The sequence below is a fragment of the Pedobacter sp. MC2016-24 genome (assembly GCF_015223055.1).
Classification (GTDB): Bacteria; Bacteroidota; Bacteroidia; order Sphingobacteriales; family Sphingobacteriaceae; genus Pedobacter.
Map to the genome: position 1 here is coordinate 835,110 of NZ_JADFBX010000001.1, position 11,879 is coordinate 846,988.

Consider the following 11,879-nt stretch of genomic DNA (forward strand, 5'->3'; position numbering starts at 1 on the left):
AATCTTTATATCATACCTCTGAATATGCTGATCTGGAAGAAATCAGAACCATGATGTCTTTTCATACCCAGATGATTGACTTCTATAATGCCTCCTTTATTTGCGCGGAAAAATGAAATACCTGAGGCGAAGGATTTTGCATCAGGAAGTTTAATGTGTACTAACATTTGAGCTTCTATCAAAATTTGTACATTAGCTGAAAGGTAGTGCTACTATTTCCCACCTTTCGGCAACACCCAAAACGTTGGCAGTAATTTTCTGACCGACCGTACTTAAAACATAAATCAATGAAAAGAATATTTACGCTTATACTATTCACAACATTTTTTACAAATGCTTTTTCACAAAAAAAGCCAAAACCAGAATTAAGAACTGTTGGAACTTCCGATATAGCTAAGAACGATAAATGGAAAGAAGATTTTAAAATTAAAAAGGAAAAATTCAATGTTTATTTAGGTTATCAAGCCATAAACTCAGATTTAAGACAAATCAATGGCGATACATTAGAAGTATATAAAATCACATTTGATAAGCGAAAGTCGAGCGAAATGGAAATCACAAAATACGCAACGAGAAATGGCAAAATTATTCATAAAGGTTTTTTATAAGGTAGAAAACGATACTTTAACGGTTATAACTGACCACTATGATTATATTGGCGCATTTCGTATGACTGACAGATATGTTACCGATAAATATGGCTTAAAAAAAATAAGCGGCAAGATGAAAGGAATTGATACGGAGAATTTATCGGACAAATACCAGAAACCCGCAGAAATGAAAGCCCCACCACCAGCAAAGAATTAAAAGAAAATATAAAACCATCGCCAGCAATGATTTTGCGCCAGTGGCATCCTTAATTTTTTCTTCCCATAACTTTCGGGGCGAAGATCCGTTTGTCAGGTACACAAATACAACAGTGGGCGATTTGAATTTGTCCAGTTCAGTAACCTGCTGGTTTTTTCGGAATAGTATTTTGGCAATTTCTCCGTTTTTCCAATACTTTTTTATATTCTCTTTTTGCTTTTCGCTTAGCGATCTTAATTCTTCATTGAGCTGTCTGCCATAGGCATTGGCTGCTAAAATATCATAAAACTGGCCACTATTGAACCATACCAGGTCTGATAATATTACGCTAAACGGTAACCGTTCAGAATATTAAAAGTCGTAAACCGTTACCAGTATGTTTTTTTCTATCAAAGTAGATTGGATTAATGGTTCTATTTTGTCCCAGGTTCCACCTTCTAATCCACAACCAATTCTCGGCATATGAACTGTAGCATTATTCTCTAATGCAAATTGCCCTACTTTATCCAGCCCTGATAAAATTGCTTCATAGCGAATTGGTGCATTCCCTTGCTCGTCTTTATAGATCTTATGCTGTCCGATTAAGTTAGCAACCCAAAGCTCATCTTCAAGCTGTACAAATTGGACTTGACCGAGAACGAAGTTGTCTTTTGTCTTAAACCAATGTCTATAGCTACGTTCTGGTTCTTTCCAACGTTTTGAAATTGCCATCACAAAGCCTTTTCCCCAGGCACCAATATCATTGCAGACATGTACTATTATTTTATTCCCTTTGTTTTCAGGGGTTGTTGCATCACCTTTTTTGCAATCTATATTCATCAGTTGATAATTTCGTTATTCAAAATTGAACATTTGCCTGTACAGCATGGAAACTTCTAGTGTTGGCTACTTCAGCATCTACAGCATCTATTCCGCAATTTGTATATTTACCTATAAGATTTCCTGATTTAGTTCTTTTAAAGTAAAATGTGCCTATGATATCTCCCATGATGTGTTTTAGACGTAAGCTTAAAAATAGAAAAAATGATATATCTAAAAGGTAATACACGTGCAAAAACTAGATTATACAAATTGGTCATTAGCACTGCTCATGATGAAATAACTCAGACATTCCACATTTATGGCATAAATGAAGCTAACAATCAGCTTGTAACCAGCCCAGTTATGATTTGAATTATCGTCAACAGACCGGTTCGAAATCCGGGAGGATTACAGGAAGACTTGCGATTTTAGCTAAAAAAGAACTAGGTTAAATAGCTAATGGATTGGGCCTACGCGCCTGCCAGTTAACTAAAATATAACTCAATCTCTTCTTCGGACAACAATCTGAATAAAATTTACCTAGTAGCGTATTCCATAGATTCCTTAAATATTGCTAAGACAAATTCGAGCGTCTAAACCTAGAAACTTGTCGTACATCCTACCTAATCGCCTTGAGATGAATCACCGCACCCTTAAATCAAAAAACCTTATTTTTTATTTTAAAGCCAATACGTATATTTGTTTTAAATACACGTATCATGACAACGAAATTAACATTAACTGTAGAGCAGGACGTTATAAAAAAAGCGAAGTCCTATGCAAAGCAAACTGGCAGAAGCTTGTCGGAGTTGATTGAAAAGTATTTGGAGACCCTAACAGATGAACACCTGGAAACAAAACAGATTTCTCCCAAGCTTAAGAAACTAGTAGGATCGATTAAACTGCCGTCAGATTTCGATGAAAAGAAAGAATTAACCGGTTATTTTGAAAACAAGCATTTATGAAGAATGTGTTTGTTGATACAAATATCCTGATCGACCTCTTAGCCGACAGAGCTCCGTTCAGTAAGTTTGCCGTGGAAATCTTTGATTTAGCAGAACGAAAGCAGGTACAGCTCTTTACCTCCTCCCATTCATTTGCGACAACACATTATTTACTAAAAAAATATATAGAAGAAAAAGAGTTAAGGGAGATACTTTATTCCCTTCTGGACTTTATGGAGCTGATCTCGATTGACATTTCTATTATTAAAAAAAGCCTGATATCTAACCATAAAGATTTTGAAGATGCTATTCAGATATATGCTGCACATTCAGTGTCCAATATAGATTTCATTGTGACCAGGAATCTTAAGGATTTTAAAGATGCTGGAATAACTGTTTTACCACCTGATGAATTGATCCGGTTTTTGTAGGTAACAAGAACTGTACAATAAAAATTACCCCATTCAGATATGTGCTGCAAATTCAGTCTCCAATATAGATTTCACTGTTCTCCAGCTACGTCAGCCAATAACTGCTTTGACAGACTGTAAACAACTGCAGAATTCCAGTCCTTTAAATAGCTATATGCTTTATAAAGCTTTGGATTACTCTTGGAGAATAACGCGTAGTAGCCCTTATATTCCTTAAACCCTAAATCACCGTAGCGTATATCAGTTCCATTTAGAATCACCCCTTCTGTATTGAAAGTTGTTCCCAGAATTTCTACAAATGAATTTCCATTAAATGATTCTATATGCCTGTTGATGATGTCTTCCTGATGTGTATTGAATAAGGCGTTGAGAATACTGACATATTTTTCATGCAATTGCTTGCCTCTGATTCCATATAAAGAAGTAAATCTAATTTTCATTACGCTGCCATCAAGCCCCTTAATGTCTACGCAATATGTCAAACCAATAGTAAAGACATATCCTTGAATGGGTTCTATACCAAATCTAAGGGCCTCAATTTCATCTTTATTAAACGTAGTATTCGGAACAGCTTTCCAGTTTGAATCCTCATAAGTGACGATATCAGAACTGATGATCAATTTCCGAACCCGATCTAAAACGTTAGGCTTAATTTCTACTTCCAGCATTTTATAAAGATCAATACTTTCCTATTTAAACCTTGATAAATATCTTATTCAGTATTCAAAAATAGTTTTTTTTAATAAATCCGCATAATTCACAATCTAGCTATCATACCCACATTAGATTGACAAGATGTTTGAACCATTGGCCAATTTCATCAATTAAATCTTCAAATCTTCTTAGTTAATTACACTTACCAAATATGACTGACAATTCTTGTTTTAGCCGGGCCGTGGTAGTGGTTTGTCAATTTGTTTTTCAAAAAAAATACAATAACAATCATAACCTAAAACTTCAAAACAATGAAAAAATCAATTCTTAATCCGGCGGCACTGCTGCTGATCCTATTGACCGCAGGGAGCTGTAAAGAACAACTCAGCAGTCCGGAAGCCATCAACACAAACGCTGCTGGTGTTTCGAAATCAGCTTTACAAAGCAACGATCTATCCATTGCATCCATTCTCTGGGATGGCGATGCAAATTCCGGAACGGGTGTATTTAAGACCTTAAATGTCGAAGACGGATCTACCATCGCAGCAGCCAACAATACCACTTATGGAAAAATCTGGCGCTTTAGCAAGCCTGTGGGCAGCAACCGTTGTGAAGTACACGCGGCTTCTGGCTTTCAGGCAGATGAAGGTGATGACATTTATATTGGCTGGCGTTCGCAGGTCGCAATGCCTGTCAACACAACAACAAATGCTTTTTTCCAATGGAAAGCCTATGGCAGCAACATGTTACAGAATTATCCGATCGTGATCAAAGCCGTAAATGGAGATCTGAAATTGATGCATGCCGCACCGGGCGGAACCACAACCTATATCTGGAGTACGCCCATGTCCGTCAATAGCTGGAACCGATTTGTCATCCGGATCAAAGTTTCCAGGGATGCCAGCATTGGCTTTATTGAATTTTGGTACAATGGCACCAAACAGACCTTGAGCAATGGTTTGCAGCGTTATATGGGCCGGACATTAGATGCTGATTATTGCGATCCGAAATGGGGCGTATACGGTGCAAGTGCGACCTTGGTTGAAAATCGGGTACATGCGTTAAAAATCGCCTCTACTTACGCTGAGGCAGCGCCTTAATTTCAACACTATATGAATTTCAAACCACTCTCCCCACAAGGGAGGGTGGTACTACTTGATTAAAAAAAGCCCCAGGGCGTAAGCAAATAAATAGTTTTGCCCTTTGATTTTAATCAATGTGGGTAAGGTACCGTCGTCACACTTGGCTTTATATTGACCAATTTGATAATAAGACATATAACGGGGACTTGCAATCCTTCCATTTTCCCAGCGGATCAACACATCGTCATCAAACCGATCTGCTTCTACAGCTGCTCTGGAAAAATCACTTTTAAACAACTCATCCTGCCTCACCAGTAAGGTATTATTCCTTACTTCAAAAACATGGCATTTTTCCTGATTTACCACCTGATATTCGCAGGGCTTTAATCCGTAAGGCTGTAATAGTTTAACTTCATAAGCATCAATCATTTTAAACTTTACACTATCGGGAAACTGATCACCCAAGGCTTCAGACTTTTTATCGATGCTGTCTTTAAAAACCACTGTTTTAAACTGAGCATGTTGTTTATAGTCCGGATAATTGTATTTCTCCCTGTTAAAGTATAAATTTCCCTGCTTATCCACATAAAAAGGTAGCTTCCAGTCAAAAACCTGCGCGATGATCAGCTTTCCCTGCAGATCCATGATTTTAAAGGGAATATTGCTGTTGTCTGGCTTAATTAATATCCTGTCATCTTTCAGGAATATCAGTTCAGAGAGGTGCTCATGACCGATTACTTTGACAAACTTAGTATTGTCTTTTACAAGATCCATTAAGAAAGGCACTTCGGGATGCGTATCCTTTTTGGGAAAAGGGTTACAGGCCGACAATACTGCAATAGAAAAGGAAAGCCAAGCGGCTACCTGAAAGCTTAAAACCCGATTTCTGTTCATATGTTTCTTTTCTTCTAAATACCATGCCATTGTTTACATGGGTGAAACGGTCTATAGCTATTGATGAGCAATCAAAAATTCAATTTCTAATTTTAGCTATTCTTTACCAGAAATCAAAGCACCCGCATCATTTATCCTGATGCGGGTGCTACATATAAAAGGCCTTACCAGTCCGGATTCTGACCGATTGCCGGGTTTTTAGAAATTACGTTAATGGGTATTGGAAACAGGTAATTCTTCGATTCAGTAAATTTCCGATTCCGCAGTTCAGAAGAAGCCAGTACATCGATGTAATTTTTACCATTCACGGTAGTGGTTTTCACACTGCTGCTGACTGCCGCAAATTTCGGGTTGGCCCGATCGGTAGGTTCAAAGCGAATACCCAGGACTTGCTTATTGAGCTGTGCGCCCATTTTCCAACGCATCAGGTCCTGGTACCGCAATTGTTCATAGCAGAGCTCTACCCTTCTTTCGCGCCTGATTTCAACGACTAAAGGATCCAGTCCCAGACCAGCATATTTGGGGTCTGCCACCGGGGTCATGGTCAGGTCAGGCACTCCTGCCCGCCTGCGAACCAGGTTAACAGACTGGTCAAGATCAGTTTTAGTGGCCTGTCCCAATACCGCTTTGGCTTCAATAAAATTCAGCAGAACTTCAGCGTATCTGAAAAGCGGTGCATCGGTATCCTGATTGGTAGACAACAACATCTGGTTGTAATCGTAATATTTAATTAAATGATAGCCTGTCGGACTCACATTTCCCTGCATGCCCTGCAAACGTGGATATCCCACCTGTGTTTTAAACACGGCCTGCTCCTCCCGCGGGTCTAGTACAATCTGCTTTAATCTTGGATCTCGGTTGTTAAACTCAGCTTCCATCGTACTGTTGGAGTAAGCTGTACTTAAAGCAACAGGCTTTGCAGAGCCATCGCTTTCCAGACAAAGGAAATCTTCTACAAAATCCCGGGTTGGGCCTGCCAGCTGTGAAGCCACATAACCGCTCATGTTGTGGGTAAGCACCCCTTGTACATAGGCCCTGGAAAATATCACTTCCGGATTGGTGCTTAAATCCTTAGTTACAAACAAAGTTTTGTAATCGGCTGCAGTATTTCCGGTTTTGTATAGTGAATACTTTCCAGAACTCATCAGCAATGCTGAAGCGTCCACACACTGGTTCAGGTATTTTTCATAATCACCTAAATTGTGGTATTTCCGATAAGTGCCTTCATACAAACAAAGGCGGGATTTTAGGGCCAGTGCCACATATTTATTTACCCTGCCCGGTGTGCTCCAGCTTGCGGGTAAATAATTGATTGCCATATCAATATCCCGCAATACCGAATCCATGACCTGCTTTCTTGGTTGCCGGGCTTCAAAAAGCTCCTCAGAAGTATTGTCCAAAGGCTTACTCACGTAAGGTACATCACCAAAATTCTGCACTTTGTCCAGGTAAAACCAGGCGCGGAAAAAATACGCTTCCCCGGCATAGTTGTTCCTGATGGACTCCAGAATTTGCGCCTTTGTGTAGTTTCTGAGCATGATGTTGCATTTTCGCAAAATCCCCCAGTTCCAGCCTGCATCGCTGGCATTGGTAGCTACAAAATTTTGTCCCGCAGACACCCTGGCAAACGCAATGTGTTCCGCGGCCAGCGAAGCATGGTTGTCTGAGGAAACTTCATAAGGAACCACGGCATGTGTGGCACTACCAAAAGGGATATTGGTAAAACCCAGGTAAAACGTATACAGGGCGTTATTGCCTGCATCATTATAAATACCGTTCGAAAACGATTTCAGATCGGCCTCAGTATTCCAAAACGTATTGTTGTTTAAATCTGTAGTCGGGTTCCGGTCCAGGAAATCTTTACTACAGGAACAAAAACTGGCAATAATGAGTATATACAATAGATTTTTCATGATGTGAGGATTAAAAAGTACAACTTAAGCCAAGTGAGTAAATCCTTTGGAAAGGGTAAAGCATGGCGCCACTTCCGCCAGCAGCTTCCGGATCGTAAGCGCCTTTCACTTTGGAAATGAAGAACAGGTTTTCTCCGCTGGCATACACCTGAAGTCCGCTCATCCTGATCTTATTCAGCCAGGTCTTCTTAAAGTTATAGGCCAGTGTCAGGTTTTTTAGGCGGAGATAGGCCGCGTTTTGCAGATAGCGTGTCTGAACCTGCTGATTTTTAGTACTTCTGGCTACCGGCCTCGGGAAATACGCATCGCGATGGTCTTCTGTCCAGGATTCTTTCAGGAACCATTCCTGGGTAGAAAAGAACTGGGTGGCTACCGGCCAGAAAGCCTGATCACGAGGCCAGAAATCGCGTTTACCAACGCCCTGAACAAAGGCAGACAACTCAAATCCTTTATAACCAACAGAACCATTAAATCCGTAGTTGTAACGTGGGGTATTGTTGCCGATTACCCGGCGGTCGCCAGAATTGTAAATGGTATTGTCCCCTACTGTAATTTTGTTGTCGCCATCCAGGTCTTTATACATGATGTCGCCTGGTGCCCAGGCACTGGCAATATTCGTCTGGCTGGCATGGCTGGTCACATCCGCATCGTACTGATAAAATCCTTCTGTAGTATATCCCCAGATCTCGCCCAGTTTCTGACCTACATAAAAATTGGTCAAGGTACCTGTTGGGTTGTAAAATTTGGTAATTTCCGCTTGCGAATCACTCAAAATCAGTCCCAATGCATAATTAAAATCATTTTTCTGCGCCCTCCAGTTCAGGCTAAACTCCCAGCCTCTCGTACGTAATGAAGCTAAGTTTTCTACCGGAGAACTCGCGCCCAAAAGTTCAGGATACTCTTTTGACATCAACATGTTCGAGGTGGTACGCTGGTACCAGTCGAAGCCCATAGACAGCCTGGATTTGAACATAGCGAGGTCAGCACCGATATCTATGGTACTTGCTTTTTCCCAGGTGAGGCTATTGGACACCAGTGTTGAAGGCTCGATAACCAGCTCTGTATTGCTACCAAACACATAATTATTAGAAAAAGACGAGCTCAGGAATGGGATGTAAGGATAGTATTTGATATTGCCCGACCAGCTCGAAGAATTTAAGAGCTGATTGCCCAAAGTACCATAAGAACCCCTGATTTTAAAATCGTTCACTACGGGTTGCAGCCAATTCATAAAGTTCTCTTTACTCAGGCGCCATCCTGCAGAAAAAGAAGGGAAGAAAGCAAATCGCTTATCCTTTGGAAAAATCGATGTACCATCATACCGGCCGTTCAGTTCCAACAGGTATTTGTCGTCGTAAGCATAATTCAGCCTGAAAAAGCCGCCCCTTAAAGCCCATTCATAGCCAGTTTCAGCAACCTTTTGCTCGCCTGTACCCAGGCTTAAGGTTGGCAGTTCCTGGTTTAGTAAGCTTGTTCTGGATACCACCTGACTGCGGTACCTGGTCAGCTCCTGATTGTAACCCAACATCCCTTTCAGGTAGTGTTTATTGAAGGTCTGTTCGTATTCTGTGTAGAGGTTTAGTGAATAATAATTTCTTTTATAATTACTTACCTGGTAAGAATTTGGTGTTGTTGGCCCCTCGCCCGGTACAAAATTACCGCCCAGCATGGTAAAAGCTTTGCGGTGTGCGGTGTTTTCATCCCAGTTGATGTTGTAGTTAAAATCAGCATGTGCCCGCCAGTTTTTGCTCAGGGTAAAATCTGCTTTGGCATTGTTCCAAAGGTCATTGTTGCGGCTAATGACACGTCCGGCTTTATCCAGTAAAGCCAGTGGATTCTGGTCGTTGAAATACATGCCAATGTATTTGTCGTATTCCGGATACGCGGAATTGCCTTCCCATTTGTTTCTCCTCAGCGGACTGGCAAATACGAACTGGTTCCAGGTATTGCCGGCATACTGGTAAGGCTCATCAAATTTATTGCTGTTAAACAAGGTGGTGAAACCTATTTTTAACCAGTCGTACGGCGTATTCTCTATGTTCAAACGGGTATTTAACCTCGAATAGATATCCGGGTTTACTTTCAGAATGCCCTGCTGGTTGTTATAACCAATGGAACTGAAAAATTTGGTTTTGGCGTTTCCTCCGGATAAAGACAGGTTGTGTCTTTGAGAAGGCGCATAATTATCTACCAGCATATCAATCCAATTGTTATACCCATTAAACACATAATTACCCGCTTCAATTACATATTCTGGTAAGGACCGGTCTGCAGTCCAGGCTTTCATCCTGCTGATCTCCCCGGCACTGAATAAGTCGGCCAGGCCCGCATTCTGAAGGGCTTTGTTGACAAATTCGGCATGTTCATAATTGGTTTTGGTGATTTCAGGAAACACACTTGGTCTTGAAAAACCAAAGTTATTGGTGTAAGCGATGGTGGTTTTATCCGTATTGGCACCTGTTTTTGTGGTAATTAATATGACTCCAAAAGCACCCCTAACCCCGTAAATTGCCGCAGAGGCTGCATCTTTTAACACCGTCACATTCTGAATGTCGTTTGGATTGATGAGGTTCATGTTCATTTCCACTCCGTCTACCAGTACCAGTGGCGAGCCACCGTTGATGGACATGGTGCCCCTGATGTTAATGGCCGGGGCCACATTGGGGCTTCCATTGTTCGGAATGATGTTCAAATTGGGTATTGAAGCCTGCAAGCCCTGTGTTACATTGGTCAGGGGCCGGTTCTCAAATACTTCTGAACCCACAGACGAAATCGCACCAGTGATTTTAGATTTCTTTTGCGTTCCATAACCCACTACGACAATCTGATTTAAGGTATTGTCTTTGAACACATATTTAATGGTCATCATTCTCCCTGTGACCGGGTATTCTGCGGGATTACCACCAACATAGGAAACAATCAATACGGCATCGTCTGCAATATCCTTAAGGCTAAACTCGCCCTTTTCATTGGTCAGCGTTTTAACTTTAGTGCCTTTCACAGCAATTGTTGCACCGATCAGCGGAAAACCATCTTCGTCCAATACTTTTCCCTGGACAGTGATGTTATTCCATTTCGTTTCAGACCCGATGAAAACATTTGTGGATTTCCCTAAACCATGAAATGGACTGAAAAAGAGGGCCAGACTGCCAGCCAGAATAAGTGGCCTGCAATAAGCCCTTATTACTTTAGATTTTTCTAAAATAAACATAATTCAATTGGTTTAATATTTGGTTTTTTTAAAGCCGGCCTGTTCGTCGCAATGACTACAGCCGGTTAGTTTCTTACATTTTTAAACATGGCCAACAGGGTAGCCTGGATGTTTAAGCCTTGATTCCTGCGTAAATGATAAAGCCGATTCCAATGACGAAGAACAACAGCATCTGGACAATCAACGACTTTGTTCCCTGGGGTGCACCTTTAAACTCCTTCCATACAAATACGCCCCAAAGCGCAGCAATCAAAGTGGCACCCTGCCCCAATCCATAAGATATGGCAGGCCCGGCCTGTCCGGCAGCAATGATGTTTAAGGAATTGCCCAGTCCCCAGATCAAACCACCCAATATCCCGACCAGGTGCGTGCCGGTTTTACCCTTAAAGTAGGCTTTGTAATTGGTCGGCTCCCCCTCCAAAGGATACTTCATTAGAATGGTATTGAAGAGAAAATTGCTGATCAGAATGCCTACTGAAAAAATGAATACTGCCGTGTATGGGGTCATCTTTCCGGCCTCGGGATTTGCGAAATTATCCAGATCCATGGATGCGGCGATAAAGCGGTAAAAGAAAGACATCAGGGTACCGGCAATCAAGGCCAGCAAAATGCCCCGGGAAGAAACGACATTTTTCACCTTCGAAGCTTTCTTATAGGCCAGGGCATTGATGATGATGGCCAGCATCACAAAACCGACCCCAATAAAGAGCATTAAAGGATCACCTTTTTGCGAAGCCATGTAGTTGATGATTACCCCCAGGACCAATGCCAGGCCAATGCCCAGCGGAAAGGCTACGGCCATACCCGCAATGGCTATCGCTGCAGAAAACAAAATGTTCGCGGCATTGAAAATGACGCCGCCCAGTAAGGCCCCCAGGATATTGGCATTGGAAGCCTGGGCCAGATCAGGTAAAAAGCTGCGGCCTTCCGACCCCATGCTTCCAAGTGTGAAAGCCGAAATGATGGAAAACATCAAAATTCCAAGGACATAGTCCCAATAAAACAATTCAAAGCGCCAGTTTTTACTGGCTAGCTTTTGTGTATTTGCCCATGAGCCCCAGCATAACATCGTGATGATGCAAAATACTATGGCCAGTGTATAACTGTTGACGATAAACATAGATCCTGTGATTTAGAGAATG

General features: G+C 41.4%; 11 protein-coding genes. 5 read left to right on the forward strand and 6 right to left on the reverse strand.

Annotation, left to right across the window (positions count from 1 at the left end):
• Nucleotides 1-287: 287 nt before the first annotated feature.
• Together IM797_RS03815 and IM797_RS03820 are read left to right on the forward strand one after the other, a co-directional pair.
• A complete protein-coding gene (locus IM797_RS03815) occupies nt 288-608 on the forward strand; it encodes a hypothetical protein (protein ID WP_194125755.1) in 321 nt (106 codons plus the stop codon).
• Nucleotides 577-807 (forward strand): hypothetical protein, encoded by a 231-nt coding sequence (locus tag IM797_RS03820; RefSeq protein ID WP_194125756.1) that lies wholly within the window; start codon nt 577-579, stop codon nt 805-807. Before IM797_RS03815 ends, IM797_RS03820 begins: the two co-directional genes overlap by 32 nt.
• A gap of 351 nt (nt 808-1,158) precedes the next feature.
• Here the strand turns inward: IM797_RS03820 and IM797_RS03825 are convergent, their stop codons facing one another.
• Nucleotides 1,159-1,626 carry a macro domain-containing protein gene (locus IM797_RS03825; RefSeq protein WP_194125757.1) on the reverse strand — a complete coding sequence of 156 codons (468 nt, stop codon included), beginning with the start codon at nt 1,624-1,626 and terminating at the stop codon, nt 1,159-1,161.
• Nucleotides 1,627-2,327: 701 nt separating this feature from the next.
• Here IM797_RS03825 and IM797_RS03830 point away from each other — a divergent pair.
• Both IM797_RS03830 and IM797_RS03835 read left to right on the forward strand, forming a co-directional pair.
• A complete protein-coding gene (locus IM797_RS03830; RefSeq protein WP_194125758.1) occupies nt 2,328-2,573 on the forward strand; it encodes a DUF6364 family protein in 246 nt (81 codons plus the stop codon).
• Nucleotides 2,570-2,983, forward strand: a complete 414-nt coding sequence (locus tag IM797_RS03835) for a PIN domain-containing protein (RefSeq protein WP_194125759.1) — start codon at nt 2,570-2,572, stop codon at nt 2,981-2,983. Before IM797_RS03830 ends, IM797_RS03835 begins: the two co-directional genes overlap by 4 nt.
• Before the next feature lie 71 nt (nt 2,984-3,054).
• Here IM797_RS03835 and IM797_RS03840 read toward each other — a convergent pair whose 3' ends face one another.
• Nucleotides 3,055-3,651 (reverse strand): hypothetical protein, encoded by a 597-nt coding sequence (locus IM797_RS03840; protein WP_194125760.1) that lies wholly within the window; start codon nt 3,649-3,651, stop codon nt 3,055-3,057.
• A 297-nt stretch (nt 3,652-3,948) separates the two neighbouring features.
• Here IM797_RS03840 and IM797_RS03845 point away from each other — a divergent pair, with 297 nt between their 5' ends.
• Entirely contained in the window at nt 3,949-4,737 is a 789-nt protein-coding gene (locus IM797_RS03845) for a heparin lyase I family protein (RefSeq protein WP_194125761.1), read from the forward strand.
• A 51-nt stretch (nt 4,738-4,788) separates the two neighbouring features.
• Here IM797_RS03845 and IM797_RS03850 read toward each other — a convergent pair whose 3' ends face one another.
• The 4 genes from IM797_RS03850 to IM797_RS03865 all read right to left on the reverse strand — a co-directional run bounded on the left by IM797_RS03850 (nt 4,789) and on the right by IM797_RS03865 (nt 11,857).
• Entirely contained in the window at nt 4,789-5,613 is an 825-nt protein-coding gene (locus IM797_RS03850; RefSeq protein WP_194125762.1) for a hypothetical protein, read from the reverse strand.
• 164 nt (nt 5,614-5,777) lie between these two features.
• On the reverse strand, nt 5,778-7,526 hold the full coding sequence (locus tag IM797_RS03855) for a RagB/SusD family nutrient uptake outer membrane protein (protein WP_194125763.1): 1,749 nt from the start codon (nt 7,524-7,526) through the stop codon (nt 5,778-5,780).
• A 10-nt stretch (nt 7,527-7,536) separates the two neighbouring features.
• Nucleotides 7,537-10,737, reverse strand: coding sequence for a TonB-dependent receptor (locus IM797_RS03860; RefSeq protein WP_194125764.1), 3,201 nt, complete (start codon nt 10,735-10,737; stop codon nt 7,537-7,539).
• A 112-nt stretch (nt 10,738-10,849) separates the two neighbouring features.
• A complete protein-coding gene (locus IM797_RS03865; RefSeq protein ID WP_194125765.1) occupies nt 10,850-11,857 on the reverse strand; it encodes a GRP family sugar transporter in 1,008 nt (335 codons plus the stop codon).
• Nucleotides 11,858-11,879: the final 22 nt, after the last annotated feature.

Bases quoted from the DNA above. Each gene is read 5' to 3' on its own strand.
- IM797_RS03815 (WP_194125755.1), top strand. From the start codon at position 288: ATGAAAAGAATATTTACGCTTATACTATTCACAACATTTTTTACAAAT.
- IM797_RS03820 (WP_194125756.1), top strand. From the start codon at position 577: ATGGCAAAATTATTCATAAAGGTTTTTTATAAGGTAGAAAACGATACT.
- IM797_RS03825 (WP_194125757.1), bottom strand. From the start codon at position 1,626: ATGAATATAGATTGCAAAAAAGGTGATGCAACAACCCCTGAAAACAAA.
- IM797_RS03830 (WP_194125758.1), top strand. From the start codon at position 2,328: ATGACAACGAAATTAACATTAACTGTAGAGCAGGACGTTATAAAAAAA.
- IM797_RS03835 (WP_194125759.1), top strand. From the start codon at position 2,570: ATGAAGAATGTGTTTGTTGATACAAATATCCTGATCGACCTCTTAGCC.
- IM797_RS03840 (WP_194125760.1), bottom strand. From the start codon at position 3,651: ATGCTGGAAGTAGAAATTAAGCCTAACGTTTTAGATCGGGTTCGGAAA.
- IM797_RS03845 (WP_194125761.1), top strand. From the start codon at position 3,949: ATGAAAAAATCAATTCTTAATCCGGCGGCACTGCTGCTGATCCTATTG.
- IM797_RS03850 (WP_194125762.1), bottom strand. From the start codon at position 5,613: ATGAACAGAAATCGGGTTTTAAGCTTTCAGGTAGCCGCTTGGCTTTCC.
- IM797_RS03855 (WP_194125763.1), bottom strand. From the start codon at position 7,526: ATGAAAAATCTATTGTATATACTCATTATTGCCAGTTTTTGTTCCTGT.
- IM797_RS03860 (WP_194125764.1), bottom strand. From the start codon at position 10,737: ATGTTTATTTTAGAAAAATCTAAAGTAATAAGGGCTTATTGCAGGCCA.
- IM797_RS03865 (WP_194125765.1), bottom strand. From the start codon at position 11,857: ATGTTTATCGTCAACAGTTATACACTGGCCATAGTATTTTGCATCATC.